General features: G+C 67.9%; 15 protein-coding genes. 9 read left to right on the plus strand and 6 right to left on the minus strand.

Annotation, left to right across the window (positions count from 1 at the left end):
• The first annotated feature begins 26 nt into the window (after positions 1-26).
• Both ABZ412_RS04295 and ABZ412_RS04300 read left to right on the plus strand, forming a co-directional pair.
• Positions 27-815 carry a helix-turn-helix transcriptional regulator gene (locus tag ABZ412_RS04295; RefSeq protein WP_357276180.1) on the plus strand — a complete coding sequence of 263 codons (789 nt, stop codon included), beginning with the start codon at positions 27-29 and terminating at the stop codon, positions 813-815.
• 41 nt (positions 816-856) lie between these two features.
• Positions 857-1,714: a fructosamine kinase family protein gene (locus ABZ412_RS04300; RefSeq protein ID WP_357276182.1), complete on the plus strand. Its 858-nt coding sequence runs from the start codon at positions 857-859 to the stop codon at positions 1,712-1,714.
• 21 nt (positions 1,715-1,735) lie between these two features.
• Here ABZ412_RS04300 and ABZ412_RS04305 read toward each other — a convergent pair whose 3' ends face one another.
• The gene (locus ABZ412_RS04305; protein ID WP_357276183.1) at positions 1,736-2,629 is read right to left on the minus strand and encodes an NAD(P)H-binding protein; all 894 of its coding nucleotides are present in this window, start codon (positions 2,627-2,629) and stop codon (positions 1,736-1,738) included.
• Positions 2,630-2,696: 67 nt separating this feature from the next.
• Between ABZ412_RS04305 and ABZ412_RS04310 the strand changes: the two genes are divergently transcribed.
• From ABZ412_RS04310 to ABZ412_RS04320, 3 genes are all read left to right on the plus strand, one after another.
• Entirely contained in the window at positions 2,697-3,509 is an 813-nt protein-coding gene (locus ABZ412_RS04310) for a LysR family transcriptional regulator (RefSeq protein ID WP_357276186.1), read from the plus strand.
• Between the two features lie 10 nt (positions 3,510-3,519).
• Positions 3,520-3,906, plus strand: a complete 387-nt coding sequence (locus ABZ412_RS04315; RefSeq protein ID WP_357276188.1) for a VOC family protein — start codon at positions 3,520-3,522, stop codon at positions 3,904-3,906.
• 216 nt (positions 3,907-4,122) lie between these two features.
• A complete protein-coding gene (locus tag ABZ412_RS04320) occupies positions 4,123-4,614 on the plus strand; it encodes a peptidylprolyl isomerase (protein WP_357085817.1) in 492 nt (163 codons plus the stop codon).
• Between the two features lie 78 nt (positions 4,615-4,692).
• On the opposite strand, the gene ABZ412_RS04325 is transcribed toward ABZ412_RS04320, so the two are convergent.
• Together ABZ412_RS04325 and ABZ412_RS04330 are read right to left on the minus strand one after the other, a co-directional pair.
• Positions 4,693-5,187 carry a phosphoribosyltransferase gene (locus ABZ412_RS04325; protein ID WP_357276190.1) on the minus strand — a complete coding sequence of 165 codons (495 nt, stop codon included), beginning with the start codon at positions 5,185-5,187 and terminating at the stop codon, positions 4,693-4,695.
• A gap of 53 nt (positions 5,188-5,240) precedes the next feature.
• Entirely contained in the window at positions 5,241-5,951 is a 711-nt protein-coding gene (locus ABZ412_RS04330) for a metal-dependent hydrolase (RefSeq protein ID WP_357276193.1), read from the minus strand.
• A gap of 159 nt (positions 5,952-6,110) precedes the next feature.
• Between ABZ412_RS04330 and ABZ412_RS04335 the strand changes: the two genes are divergently transcribed.
• Complete coding sequence (locus ABZ412_RS04335; RefSeq protein ID WP_357276195.1) at positions 6,111-6,857, plus strand: hypothetical protein; 747 nt, start codon at positions 6,111-6,113, stop codon at positions 6,855-6,857.
• Positions 6,858-6,901: 44 nt separating this feature from the next.
• Here ABZ412_RS04335 and ABZ412_RS04340 read toward each other — a convergent pair whose 3' ends face one another.
• Positions 6,902-7,753, minus strand: a complete 852-nt coding sequence (locus ABZ412_RS04340; RefSeq protein ID WP_357276197.1) for an alpha/beta hydrolase — start codon at positions 7,751-7,753, stop codon at positions 6,902-6,904.
• Positions 7,754-7,930: 177 nt separating this feature from the next.
• Here ABZ412_RS04340 and ABZ412_RS04345 point away from each other — a divergent pair, with 177 nt between their 5' ends.
• The gene (locus ABZ412_RS04345; protein WP_357276200.1) at positions 7,931-8,410 is read left to right on the plus strand and encodes a hypothetical protein; all 480 of its coding nucleotides are present in this window, start codon (positions 7,931-7,933) and stop codon (positions 8,408-8,410) included.
• Positions 8,411-8,491: 81 nt separating this feature from the next.
• Here ABZ412_RS04345 and katG read toward each other — a convergent pair whose 3' ends face one another.
• Together katG and ABZ412_RS04355 are read right to left on the minus strand one after the other, a co-directional pair.
• On the minus strand, positions 8,492-10,699 hold the full coding sequence (katG, locus tag ABZ412_RS04350) for a catalase/peroxidase HPI (RefSeq protein WP_357276202.1): 2,208 nt from the start codon (positions 10,697-10,699) through the stop codon (positions 8,492-8,494).
• A gap of 53 nt (positions 10,700-10,752) precedes the next feature.
• Entirely contained in the window at positions 10,753-11,193 is a 441-nt protein-coding gene (locus tag ABZ412_RS04355; protein WP_357085830.1) for a Fur family transcriptional regulator, read from the minus strand.
• A 443-nt stretch (positions 11,194-11,636) separates the two neighbouring features.
• Between ABZ412_RS04355 and ABZ412_RS04360 the strand changes: the two genes are divergently transcribed.
• Positions 11,637-12,323 (plus strand): DUF4232 domain-containing protein, encoded by a 687-nt coding sequence (locus ABZ412_RS04360; protein WP_357276205.1) that lies wholly within the window; start codon positions 11,637-11,639, stop codon positions 12,321-12,323.
• Positions 12,324-12,410: 87 nt separating this feature from the next.
• Positions 12,411-13,382 carry a DUF1353 domain-containing protein gene (locus ABZ412_RS04365; protein ID WP_357276207.1) on the plus strand — a complete coding sequence of 324 codons (972 nt, stop codon included), beginning with the start codon at positions 12,411-12,413 and terminating at the stop codon, positions 13,380-13,382.
• Positions 13,383-13,386: the final 4 nt, after the last annotated feature.

The raw sequence follows: 13,386 nt of genomic DNA on the forward strand, positions 1-13,386 counted from the left end.
TGGTTGATCGTTCGTAGGATCGGAGAATGGCGACACCCACCGCCGGCGACCTGCTGCGACACTGGCGCACCGCGCGCCGGCTCAGCCAGCTCGAACTCGCCGGCCGCGCGGACACCTCCACCCGGCACCTGAGCTTCATCGAAACCGGCCGCGCCACCCCCAGCCGCCACATGCTGCTGCACCTGTCCGACGAACTCGACATCCCGCTGCGCGAACGCAACCGGATGCTGCTCGCCGCCGGATACGCCCCCGTCTACGCCGAACCCGAACTCGACACCCCCGCCATGCGCCCCATCCGCGACGCCGTCCGGCAGATCCTCACCGGCCTCGAACCCCACCCCGCCCTCGCCATCGACGCCGCCTGGACCATGATCGACGCCAATGCCGGGATCGCCCTGTTCCTCGACGGACTCGACCCCGCGCTGCTGCGTCCACCGGTGAACGCGCTGCGGTTGACCCTGCACCCCGACGGTCTCGCGGGCAGCATCATCAACCTCGCCGAATGGCGCGGGCACCTGTTCGAACGGCTGCAACGCCAGATCGACGTCACCGGATCACCCGAACTCACCGACCTGCTCGACGAAATGCGCACCTACCCCGGCGGCGAGGACGGCCCCGGCCTGCCCGAACCCGACCAGGCCGTGGTGCCGCTGCGGCTGCGGCTCGACGGACACGAACTCGCCTTCCTCAGCGCCACCACGGTTTTCGGCACACCCATGAACGTGACCGTCGCCGAGCTGGCCATCGAAGCGTTCCTGCCCGCCGACGCCGCCACCGCCGCCCTGCTCCGGGAACGACTCACTCCATCCGACTAGTCGGTCCGCGCGGGTGGTCCGATACCGCACAATGAGGATCCATGGACGTGCCCGCGCACCTCGCCCACCTCACCGGCACCCCCGTCGCGCACCTGCACCCACTCGGCCACAACCACGCCTGGGCCCTCCACCGCGCCGACATGACGGACGGACGAGCGCTATTCGTCAAAGCCGTCGACGACAACACCCCCGGCGTCGACGCAGTCCTGACCGCCGAAGCCGCCGGGCTGCGCTGGCTCGCAACCGGCCACGCGGGCCTCGTCCCACCCGTCGTCGCCGCCGACGAACGCATGCTCGTCCTGCCCTGGCAGCCACCACAACCCGCGGACCCGGCAGCCGCCGAACACCTCGGACACGACCTCGCCACCCTGCACGCCACCCACCCCGAGACCTTCGGGGCACCCTGGCCCGGATACATCGCCACCCTGCCCCTGGACAACACACTCGCCACGGGGGAGTGGGGAACCTGGTACACCGAACACCGCCTGGCCCCCTACCTCCCCGCCGCCGCCCCCGAACTCGGCCGCGACGGCATCCGACTGATCGAACGCGTCATCGACCGCATCACCGACCTCGCCGGACCACCCGAACCACCCGCCCGCCTGCACGGAGACCTCTGGTCCGGAAACATCCTGTGGTCGGGCGGCCGCGCACTCCTCATCGACCCGGCCGCACACGGCGGACACCGGGAGACGGACCTGGCCATGCTGGCCCTGTTCGGCGCGCCCTACCTGGACCGCATCCTCGGCGCCTACCAGAACGCCACACCCCTGAGTTCCGGATGGCGGCAACGGGTCCCACTGCACCAGCTGCATCCACTGCTGGTGCACGTGGTGCTCTTCGGCGGGTCCTACCGGGGGATGCTGCTCGCCGCCGCGGCCTCAGCCCTCGCGGGTTAGCGTCTCTGCCTCGCCGGTCGGTCAGGCACCGACCGCGCGAGCCAGGACCTGCTCACACCACGCACGGAACGTCGTCGGGCTCGCGGCCGCCTCCGCGCGCGGCACACCATCATCGAGACCCTCGTTCTTGGCGCGCATCATGTCGACGAACGCGGTCGCCATCACATCACTCACCCCACGCGCGATCTGCACGGCGCGAGCCTGCTCCAGAGACAGACACTCGTACCGCACCGGCCGGCCGAGCACCTCGGACACGATGTGCGCCATGTCGTTCGGCGACAGATCCTCCGGCCCCAGCAACGCCACCTCCCCGGCACCCGACCAGGAACGGTCCAGCAGCAGCCGCGCGGCCGCCGCCGCGATATCACGCGTCGCCACCGTCGCGGCCTTGCGATCGGCCGGCACCGTGCCCGTGAACACCCCGTCCTCGCGGATCGAGTTCGCCTGCCACACCAGGTTGTCCATGAACGACGGGTTGGCCAGCGCCCGATACGCCACACCCGAACCCGCGATGAGGTCGTCCATCGCCAGCGACGCCGTCACATGCCCGGCACGACCCGCGACCGACGTACCGCGCCCGAGCGCGGACACACCCACCACATGCCCGACCCCGTGCGCTGTGAACGCCTTCGCCGCCGCCTGGGTGAACCCGGAGAACGCGGCATCCAGACTCGCCCCGCCGGGAGCCGGCGGAACCAGCCAGAAAACCGCGTCCGCACCGGCGAACGCCCGATCCACCACATCGGGATCGCCGTGCGACCCGGCGACGACGTCGACCCGGGACCGGACCGACTCCGGCAACGTCGCTGGATCACGCACGACGACACGCAATTCATCGGTGCGAGTGGAGGTTTCGAGGAGAAGCTGCAACAACTGGCCACCGATGTGCCCGGTGGGAGCGGTAAGAACGATCATGCTTCGAGTCTCGTGACGGGCCGTCGCGACGTCCAAGACCCTTTCCGGCAATTGATACCGTGAGGGTATGGATCTGGACCTGCGCAAGCTCCGCTACTTCGCCGCCGTAGCCGAGCACCGCAACTTCGGCCGCGCCGCGCAACAGCTCTACATCGCCCAACCCGTCCTCAGCCGCCAGATCAAAGCCTTCGAACGCGAACTCGACTGCACCCTGCTCCTCCGCACCACCCGCACCGTCGAACTCACCGCCGCCGGACACCAGCTCTACGAGGAAGCCCAAGGCATCCTCGCCGCCGTCGACGCCGCCGTCCGCCGCGTCCACAACGCCGACCGCGGCGTCCGCCGCCTGGTCGTCGCCTTCTCCGTCGGACTCCATGTCTCCGAGATCCTCCGCGAATTCTCCACCCGCCATCCCGACGTCGAAACCGACGTCGTCCCCGCCCGCTGGTGGGAGCGCGACGCACCCCTGCGCGACGGTCGCGCCCAGATCGCCTACCTCCGACGGCCTTTCGACGAAACCGGCCTCCGCGTCATCCCCATCGGCCACGACCCCGGCGTAGCCTGCCTGCCCGCCGCCCACCCCCTCGCCGCTCGCCCCGAACTCACCCTCGCCGACTTCGACGGTGAACGCATGCTCGACATCGCGGCCCGCCGAACCCCCTCCCTCGAAGAGAAATTCGAACTCATAGCCTCCGGCCACGGCCTCCTCATCGTGCCCCGCAGCGTCGCGCGCGCCTATGTCCGCCCCGACCTCGTCCACCGCCCCGTCATCGACGCCCCCGGCTCCGAAACCTGCCTGGCCGTCGCCGCCGACCCTGCCAAACTCGTCCGCGAATTCCTCGACCTCGCCATTCCCGCCTTGCGCAATGGTGTGCGTTAGCGTTGCCGAGGTGCAGCTGCTGCGAATTCACCACGTCGCGATCATCGCGTCGGATTACGAGAAGTCGAAGTCCTTTTACGCCGAAATTCTCGGCCTGCGGATTCTCGCGGAGAACTATCGGGCTGAAAGGCGCTCGTACAAGCTGGATCTCGCCCTGCCGGATGGCGGGCAGCTGGAGCTGTTCTCGTTTCCGGAGCCGCCGCCACGCCCCTCGCGGCCCGAGGCGGCCGGCCTGCGGCACCTGGCGTTCGCGGTGCCGAATGTGGGGGAGGCCCTGGCCGAGCTGCGGGGGAGCGGAGTGGTCGTGGAGGAGGAGCGGGTCGACGAGTACACGGGGAAGCGGTTCGCGTTCTTCGCCGATCCCGACGGGCTGCCGCTCGAACTGTACGAAGCATGAGGTCGGGTCCCGGGCGCGCCGGGGCCATCCGAATCAGCCATTAGGAAATGGAACTATGCGCATCTACGCATGTGTAGCTCCATTTCAAGCAAACTCCGCCACTCACTACCGTGCGCACCTCCCTGACCACACCCATCACCAATGAACCTCGAAGAGGGGAGCGAGTATTCGATGCCGCTCGGTCGCTGGATCGGGCGCTCCCATACGATGGGCAACATGACCAAAGTGCTCCTGAAGACCTCCGCCGGGGACATCACCCTGGAACTGGACGACGCCAAGGCACCGAAGACCGTTGCCAACTTCGTCGACTACGTGAAGTCGGGCCACTACGCGGACACCGTGTTCCACCGCGTGATCCCGAACTTCATGATTCAGGGTGGCGGCCTGACTGCGAACATGCAGCAGAAGCCGGCCCCGCAGACGGTCGAGAACGAGGCCGCGAACGGTCTCAAGAACGACAAGTACACCGTCGCCATGGCGCGCACCTCGGCCCCGCATTCGGCCAGCGCGCAGTTCTTCATCAACACCAGCAACAACGGTTTCCTGAACTACCCGGGCCAGGACGGCTTCGGGTACGCGGTGTTCGGCAAGGTCGTCGACGGCGAGGCTGTCGTGGACGCCATCGAGGGTGTGCAGACCGGCAACAAGTCCGGCCACCAGGATGTGCCGGTCGAGGCCATCACCATCCTGTCCGCCGAGCTGGTCTGACCTACTCGCGACAATTGAACGAACGGCCCGGAACCGTCTGGTTCCGGGCCGTTGTCATTGCCGCGTACAAGTTTTGGCTCAGGCGTCCAGGACGCGCGGTTTGCGTTCCACCACCGGCGGCTGCACCGACCAGGGGAAGTTGATCCATTTGTCGGTGCGTTTCCACACGTATTCGCAGTCCACCTCGGAATGCGGCTTCTGGTAGATGACCGCGCAGCGGACCTCGGCGACGTGGTCGGAGCAGAAGTCGCGCACCAGTTTCAGCGTCTTGCCGGTGTCGGCGACGTCGTCGGCGACGAGCACGGTGGCGCCGGTCAGGTCGACGGCGCTGGGCACGGGCGGCAGCATGACCGGCAGGTCGAGGCGCTGGTCGACGCCGGTGTAGAACTCGACGTTCATGACGTGCAGGTTCTTGACGTCGAGGGCGTAGCCGAGGGAGCCGGCGACGAAGAGTCCGCCGCGGGCGATGGACAGGATGAGGTCGGGTTCGAAGCCGTCGTCGGCGATGATCTGGGCCAGTTCCCGGCCGGCGTTTCCGAACAGTTCCCAGCTCAGTTCTTCGCGGTCGCTCATGCCCGACTCCGTTCTGGCCGCTGCGGTGGTCTTCGTGATCATACGAGCCGGGGTCAGGGCTGGTGGGTGATCGTGTACCAGAGCAGGGCGAGGGTGGCCAGGGCGAACAGCGGCACCAGCACCATGGTTTCGACCTTGTTGCCGGTGCGGTCGATGATCGGGACGCGGGTGCGGAGTTTGAGCGGCCACAGCAGTCGGCAGCCTCGGTCGGTGAGGCAGTCGCCGATGAGGTGGGCGAGGGCCCCGAGGCCGACGGAGAACGGCAGCCAGGCCGGTTTGTCGCTGATCCAGTGGTCGATGGCGAAGGTGCCGCAGACGGCGAGGATGATGACGGTGCCCCAGGATTTGAGGCCGTCGCCGCTGGGGGCCAGGCCCAGCGCCTTGACCGCGAGGGCGAGCAGGAAGAACACGAGGGCGAGGGTGAAGTTGCGGCCGAGCAGGTGTTCCCCGGCCCAGGTGCCGTAGGTGACGGCGGCGACGAAGGCGAAGGAGTGGGTGCCGTGGCGGTGGCCGCCGGAGATCCACGAGATGAACTTGCACGCGTAGTGCGAGATCGGCCCGAGCACATGGGAAATGGTTCCCGAGGGGTGGTCGGCGTCGGGGAGCAGGGCGGCGCCCGCGGTGAGGAAGGTGCCCATCACCAGATCGACGGAGCCGATGGCCCCGGATTGCACTGCGGGATAGGTCAAGACGGTGAGCGGCAGCGCCGCGGCAGCCGCCGACCAGGCAAGCGCGCCGCTGGTCGCATGTGAATGTCCTAGCACCACTTGAAGGTTAACGTACGGGTTCGAAACCCTTTTGAGGGCAGCCGGTTTGGTTTTCGGGGTGTGTTCCGGATCGCTTTCGGGTGACCCGGGTGCATGGGGTGGAGGGCCTCCAATAGTCTCGGATCGATTGCGCTTTCCGTTCAGAGAGGATCGGACATGTCGGTAGCGTCCGCGGTGAAGGATCAGATTCAGCAGATCGGCGGGGGATTCATGTTCTCCCGGGAGGCCCGATCCTTCGCCGAGAGCACCGGTGTCCCCGGTTTCCTGCCGGGCTATACGCGTGGCCGTGGCGGCGTGCTGGGTGACGTGGACGCGGATGTGGTGACCGCGGCGTTCGGGTTCTTCCGTCCCGAGGCCATCCGGCAGGCGTGGGAGTCGACCGCGGCGATGTCGGCGGAGGCAGGCGCCGCGGGCTATCTGAAGGCCTGCCAGGACTTCGGCCGCCGCAAGCTGGCGGACTTCGATGATTCGGGCCGGTTGGCGGAGCTGCTGCTGCCGGTGGTGGCCGCGGCGAATCCGGTCGGTGTGCCGTTGTTCGCGGGGTGGCGGGCGCTGCCGCTGGCGGAGGACGCGCCGGGCCTGGTGCTGCAGCTGATCCACATTCTGCGGGAGCTGCGCGGCGGGCTGCATCTGATCGGTGTGCTGGGCAGCGGTCTGACGCCGTTGCAGGCGGTGCTGATCGCGGGGTCGCCGTTGAAGCCGGGTCCGGATCAGGCGCGTAATTTCGGCTGGCCGGAGCCGTTCGACGAGATCACCGCGGAGTTGAAGGGCCGCTGGATGCAGGCCGAGCAGATCACCGAGGATCTGATCGCGCCCGCGTTCGCGGTGCTGGACGACAAGCAGGGCGATGAGCTGGTGGCGCTGCTCACCTCGTGTCACGCGACGGTGTTCGGCGGTCGCTGAGCGTGATCCGGGTGGGCTGGTCGCGGCCCACCCGGTGGTCCTGTTCAGCGATGCAGGAATTCGAGGGTGACGCGTTCGAAGGCTTCCTTGGCCTCGTACATCACCCAGTGCCCGCATTTGGGGAAGACGTGCAGTTCGGCGTTGGGGATCTGCCGTAGCGGGATGAGGGCCATGTCGGTGGGACATTGGCGGTCGTCGCCGCCCCAGGTCATGAGCACCGGGCTCTTGATCGTGTGCAGCATGGACCAGTAGGGCGGGGTGGGGGAGTTCTCCAGGAACTGCTGTTGCAGCGCAAGCGCTTCCGACCCGTACATGGCTTTGAGGCTGGCCTGCGCGGCGGGATCGGTGGCGGCGGCCCAGCGTTCCTCGACGAGGTCGTCGGTGATCATCGTGGGGTCGTAGATCATGCAGCGCAGCCACCGCATGAGGCCTTCGTGCGAGGGCGCGTCGGCGAATTCGGACAGCAGTCGGGTGCCTTCGCTGGGGGTCATGGCGAGCAGGCTCTGCCCGACGCCGCCGATGGCGATGATCTTCTCGACCCGCTGCGGGTGTGCCATGGCGACATTGAAGGCGACGACGCCGCCCATGGAGTTGCCGATCATGGCCGCGGAGTCGAGGTCGAGGGCGTCCATGAACCGGATGACGGAGTCGACGGCGGTGAGCACGGGGTGTCCGGGAACCGGGTCGCTGACGCCGAATCCGGGGAATTCCAGGACGTAGCAATGGAAGTGGTCGGCGTAGAAGCCCAGGTTGTTGCGGAAGTTCCGCCACCCGTTGACGCCGATCCCGGATCCGTGGAGCAGCAGTAGGGGAGGGCCGTCCCCGGCTTCGTGGTAGCGCAGAACGCCTTTGTCCGTGGCGATTTCGCGTCGGGTGTTCTCGTATGTGACATCCACTCCACCACGATAGAACAGGTTTCACTTTTATGTCACCGATATGTCGGCGAAAGATCTATAGTCGCATGCAGACATGCGTATGCATCACTTTCCGCTCAAAAGGTCGTAGCCGGCAACCCCGGCCACGACAGGACAGGGCGCTGGCATGATCGAGGTGCCACGGCGGAAGGGGAAGGCATGCCCACGGGAACGATCGGCCGAATCCAGCGGCTGCGCAGTCTGATCGAGCATCCGCGCACCGGGGTCGCGGAACGCGCGGCCGCGCAACGCATGCTGGATCGGATACTGGCCAAGACCAGTCGGCCCGCCGCGCGCCCGGGGGAGCGCAGTTACGGTGCGCGCCACGCGCGTCCGGGTCGGCACGCGAGCCTGTCGCGCATCGCGGAGATGATCACCGAGGACATCGCCGTGCTGAGTGCGGTGCATGATGCACCGGACCTGCTCACCTACTCGGTGGAAGCCCCTGCCGAGGCGGGCATTCTGATCACGGTCGGCGCCGTTCCCCGCGAGTGGGCCACCGACGCCGACGGTGTCGACTCCCCGGCCTTGCGGGCACTGGTCGATGAACTCACCGATCTGATGAACGCCTACAACCACGAGGGCGCGGACATCGCGCGCCGGTTCATCGGCCGTGTCCGCACCCAGATCGTCGACTGACCGATCCCCGGGACGCGCGATGCCCCCGAACCCTTCGGTTCGGGGGCATCGTGTCAACCGGTCACACCGGCCGGATCAACCTCAGGCGAGGTCGAAGCGGTCCAGTTCCATGACCTTCGTCCAGGCCGCGACGAAGTCCTTGACGAACTTCTCCTTGGAGTCGTCCTCGGCGTACACCTCGGCCAGGGCCCGCAGCTGCGAGTTGGAGCCGAAGGCGAGGTCGACGCGGGAGGCGGTCCACACGGCCTTGCCGGTGGCGCGGTCGGTGCCGACGTAGCTGCTGTCCTCGGAGTCGGCCGGAGCCCACTTGGTGGACATGTCGAGCAGGTTCACGAAGAAGTCGGTGCTCAGCACACCGGGCTTGTCGGTGAACACACCCAGCTGCGAACCCTGGTAGTTGGCGCCGAGCACGCGCAGGCCGCCGACGAGGACGGTCATCTCGGGCGCGGACAGGGTCAGCAGGTTGGCCTTGTCGAGCAGCAGGTACTCCGCGGGGACGCGGGTGCCCTTGCCGACGTAGTTGCGGAAGCCGTCGGCGGCGGTCTCGAGCATCGCGAACGACTCCACGTCGGTCTGCTCCTGGGTGGCGTCGGTGCGGCCCGCGTGGAACGGCACCTCGACGGCGAAACCGCCTGCCTCGGCGGCCTTCTCGACGCCGGCGTTACCGGCCAGCACGACCAGGTCGGCGAAGGAGACCGGCTTGCCGAAGTCGGCCTGGATGCCTTCGAGGACCCGGATCACCTGGGCGAGCTCGTCGGGCTGGTTGACCTCCCAGCCGGCCTGCGGCTGCAGGCGGATGCGGCCGCCGTTGACGCCACCGCGCATGTCCGAGCCGCGGTAGGACGAGGCCGCGGCCCACGCGGTGGAGACCAGCTGCGCCACGGTCAGACCCGAGTCGAGGATCTTGGCCTTGAGGGCCTTGGCGTCGGCGTCGGAGATGAGCTCGTGGTCGACGGCCGGGATCGGGTCCTGCCACAGCAGGGTCTCCGCGGGCACCTCGGGTCCGAGGTAGCGGACCTTGGGGCCCATGTCGCGGTGGGTGAGCTTGTACCAGGCCTTGGCGAAGGCTTCGGCCAGCTCTTCGGGGTGGTCGAGCCAGCGGCGGGTGATCCGCTCGTAGATCGGGTCCAGCCGCATGGACAGGTCGGTGGTCAGCATGGTGGGCAGCCACCGCTTGGTGTTGTCGAACGCGTCGGGGATGATCGCCTGACCGTCCTTGGCGACCCACTGGTGGGCGCCGGCGGGGGACTTGGTGAGTTCCCACTCGTTGCCGTAGAGGGTCTCGAGGAAGGTGTTGTCCCACTTGGTCGGGGTGGGGGTCCAGGTGACCTCGAGGCCGGAGGTGATGGCGTAGCGGCCGACGCCGGTGCCGAAGTCGGAGCGCCAGCCCAGGCCCTGCTCCTCGAGCGGGGCGGCTTCGGGCTCGGGACCGACGTGATCGGCCGGGCCCGCGCCGTGGGTCTTGCCGAAGGTGTGGCCGCCGACGATCAGGGCGGCGGTCTCCTCGTCGTTCATCGCCATGCGCGCGAAGGTCTCACGGATGTCGATGGCGGCGAGGACCGGGTCGGGGTTGGCGTTGGGGCCTTCGGGGTTGACGTAGATCAGACCCATCTGGACCGCGGCCAGCGGGTTGTCGAGGTCGCGCTTGCCGGTGTAGCGGGCGTCGCCGAGCCATTCGGTCTCGGGACCCCAGTACACGTCCTCCTCGGGCTCCCACTGGTCGACGCGGCCGCCGCCGAAGCCGAAGGTGTCGAAGCCCATGTCCTCGAGGGCGACGTTGCCGGCGTAGACGATGAGGTCGGCCCACGACAGCTTCTTGCCGTACTTCTTCTTGACCGGCCACAGCAGGCGGCGGGCCTTGTCGAGGGAGGCGTTGTCGGGCCAGGAGTTCAGGGGCGCGAAGCGCTGCATGCCGGCTCCGGCGCCGCCGCGGCCGTCCTGGACGCGGTAGGTGCCGGCGGCATGCCAGGACATGCGGATGAAGAAGGGGCCGTAGTGACCGAAGTCGGCGGGCCACCAGTCCTGGGAGGTGTGCATGACCTCGACGATGTCGGCCTTGACGGCGGCCAGGTCGAGGGTCTTGAACTCGGCGGCGTAGTCGAAGCCCTCGTCCATGGGGTTGGCGACGGCCGGGTTCTTCTGCAGGATCTTCAGGTTGAGCTGGTTGGGCCACCACTGACGGTTGGCGTTACCGCCCTCGGCCGGGTCGGAATTCCGGTCGTGCAAGACGGGGCAGCCACCGGCGGCGGGTTCGGTATTGGCTTCACCGATGGGCGGGTGTTCAGGCACGGTGTGTCGTCCTTCCATGGATGTGATCTTGTTGTCGACCACGAGTGTGGCCGCTACTTGTTTTGTGTGGCAGCGGTTTTGGAGCATTCGGGGCACAAACCCCAATAGATGACCTCGGCTTCGTCGAGGGCGAAGCCGTTGGTGTCGGAGGCGGTGAGGCAGGGGGCCTCACCGACGGCGCAGTCCACGTCGGCGATGACGCCGCAGGTGCGGCACACGACGTGGTGGTGGTTGTCACCGACGCGTGTTTCGTAGAGCGCGACCGATCCCATGGGTTGGATTCGGCGGATCAGCCCCGCGGTGGTCAGGGCTTTGAGTACGTCGTACACGGCCTGGTGGGACACGCCGCCCAGGGTTTCGCGGACGAAGCCGAGGATCGTGTCGGTGTCGGAGTGGGGGTGGTCGTGCACAGCGGTCAGTACCGCGAGCCGCGGTGCGGTCACGCGCAGAGCGGCCCCGCGCAACATGCGCTCGAAATCGGTAGGCGTGGGCACAGCACGAAGTCTGCCCCTTTTTCTGGAATCAATCAAGTATTGGTTCGGCGTGTGGGGAGAATTCCCGGGGGAGAGGCCGGCCAGGCGACCTGCTCCCGACAGTAGGCGATGTTCTCGCCCGGGAGGGTGAACGACGTCCACGCGTCGCTCGGGCCAGGGCGGTCCATCGGGCCCGCCGATCGGTGATCCGGGCGCTGACCTTGCGGCGGGGGAGCAGCGCCTCGTTCGGCCCCATCTTTTGGGGGCACAAAAAGATCGGGTACCTGTTAACGGTTTCGCCAAGCGCACCCGGATCAGGGGTTTTCGCGGCAGTCTACGACGAACTGCATTGACCCACAGGCGATTCCACGGATTTCTCGCCTGCAGCGCCGTAACAGCCGCTTCGACCCCACTGATGTGCACCATGCATGTCTTTGGTCGGGTTTCGCATCTGGAGGTTTCTCATGGGAATCAAGTCACTGGTTGTCGCCGCACTCGCCGCGGGGGTCGTTCTCGGCACCACCGCCTGCGACCCGTCCGACACACCCAAGCCACTGCCCACCACGGCCCCCGCCGGCCAGACAACCCAGCCCACTCAACCGGGCGAGCCCACCCAGCCGGGGCAGCCCACCCAGCCTGGCGGCGGCACCCCCGGAACCCCCGGAACCACCGACGCCCCGGTCCCGACGACCGGAGCCCCGGCGGGCGACCCCACCACCAAGGCTCCCGCCGGCACCGCGAAATGCACCACGTCCCAACTGATCCTGGACAAGGGCCACGGCGGCCAGATCGGCGGAACCTGGTTCCTGAAGTTCATCAACAAGAGCTCCACCGCCTGCACCCTCGAAGGCTTCCCGGGCGTCTCCCAAACCAACGGCCCCCAGGGCGACCCGGTCGGCGAGCCCGCCGAACGAGACAAGGGTCCCCAAGCCCCGCAGGCCACCACGGTCACCCTGTCCGCCAACGGCGGCGCCGCCCAATTCGAATTCATCAGCTACCCCAAGCAGGTGAACGACTGCGCCGCCCTGCGCACCAGCACCCTGCGCGTCTACCCGCCCGACAACACCGAATCCCTGTCCCTGCCCTGGGACAACCTGATCTGCCCGAGCCCCCAGCGCATGCTGGTCGTCCGCGCCATCACGTCTATGTAGAGCGGCGTCGGCACCCCGAGGGCTCGGTTCGGTCGCGGGCTGCGGTGTCTTGGATCGTATTCGGGCCGTGAGTGCCACGCTGATGGCATGAATTTCGACGTGGAGCAGGCGGGCGCACCGTTCTACGACGCGGGCAAGGCGCCGGCCGAGGTCGCCGCCGCGGATCTGGGGCCGGGGGCGGTGGTGGTCAGCAATACCGCCGCCCCGGCAACGGCCGCTACCGAAGCCCTGCCCGACCTGACCATCTCCCTCGACCGAGTCGTCGACCCGCGCAGCGGCCGTGAGGAGTTCCGGCTACTGCACCGGATCGGATACGACGATGATGTACCCGGTGGCGTCGGCCCTATCCGCGTCCCCGCCGATCTGGAGCGCTGGACCACCGACCTCACTTCGGTGCCGTCGTTCCTGACCTGGCTGGTTCCGAAGACCGGCGCGCACCTGCCCGCGGCGATCCTGCACGACGGGCTGGTGCTCGACAAGGACGAGACGGTCAGCTATATCGCCGGCCGGACGGTCCACCGTGACGAGGCCGACCGCATCTTCCGGGACGCCATGGCCAGAACCGGCACCGGGGTGGTCCGCCGCTGGATGATCTGGGCCGCGGTCACCTGTGCCACCATGCATCACTGCCGTCAGGTCGATTGGAGCCCGATCCGCAAGTGGCACTATCGCTCAGCGTTGTGGGGGACCGGCCTGGTCATCGTCCTGATCGGTCTGTGGTGCACTCTCGACCTGATCGGCATTCCCGGTGTCCCGGGCGTGCCGTGGATCGGGGAGGGGCCGTGGTGGGCGCTGGCCGGTGGGGTCGCCGGAGCGGTCGTGATCCCGCTCGCGTTGGGCGTCACGTGGGGCAAGTTCCGGATGGCGGGCTGGATCGTGGGCCCGTTGGTCGCGCTGATCGTGCCCGCCGTCGTGCCGATCGTGTTGGTCGGTGCACTGTTCGTCGGTATCGATACCGTCCAGAGGTGGCGGCCCGATATCGCGAAGGCGATGGCGATCACCGGCGTCGCCGTGGCATGCGGCGTGTTCGTCGCGGCGCTGTGGCACACATTGCGGTAGGGGG

This window comes from Nocardia sp. NPDC005746 (genome assembly GCF_040630785.1).
In the GTDB taxonomy this organism is placed as follows: domain Bacteria; phylum Actinomycetota; class Actinomycetes; order Mycobacteriales; family Mycobacteriaceae; genus Nocardia.

What these genes read in the sequence shown, in the direction of transcription:
- ABZ412_RS04305 (WP_357276183.1), bottom strand. Translation starts at nt 2,629, where the DNA reads ATGATCGTTCTTACCGCTCCCACCGGGCACATCGGTGGCCAGTTGTTG.
- ABZ412_RS04365 (WP_357276207.1), top strand. Translation starts at nt 12,411, where the DNA reads ATGAATTTCGACGTGGAGCAGGCGGGCGCACCGTTCTACGACGCGGGC.
- ABZ412_RS04320 (WP_357085817.1), top strand. Translation starts at nt 4,123, where the DNA reads ATGACCAAAGTGCTCCTGAAGACCTCCGCCGGGGACATCACCCTGGAA.
- ABZ412_RS04295 (WP_357276180.1), top strand. Translation starts at nt 27, where the DNA reads ATGGCGACACCCACCGCCGGCGACCTGCTGCGACACTGGCGCACCGCG.
- ABZ412_RS04360 (WP_357276205.1), top strand. Translation starts at nt 11,637, where the DNA reads ATGGGAATCAAGTCACTGGTTGTCGCCGCACTCGCCGCGGGGGTCGTT.
- ABZ412_RS04325 (WP_357276190.1), bottom strand. Translation starts at nt 5,187, where the DNA reads ATGAGCGACCGCGAAGAACTGAGCTGGGAACTGTTCGGAAACGCCGGC.
- ABZ412_RS04335 (WP_357276195.1), top strand. Translation starts at nt 6,111, where the DNA reads ATGTCGGTAGCGTCCGCGGTGAAGGATCAGATTCAGCAGATCGGCGGG.
- ABZ412_RS04300 (WP_357276182.1), top strand. Translation starts at nt 857, where the DNA reads ATGGACGTGCCCGCGCACCTCGCCCACCTCACCGGCACCCCCGTCGCG.
- ABZ412_RS04310 (WP_357276186.1), top strand. Translation starts at nt 2,697, where the DNA reads ATGGATCTGGACCTGCGCAAGCTCCGCTACTTCGCCGCCGTAGCCGAG.
- ABZ412_RS04345 (WP_357276200.1), top strand. Translation starts at nt 7,931, where the DNA reads ATGCCCACGGGAACGATCGGCCGAATCCAGCGGCTGCGCAGTCTGATC.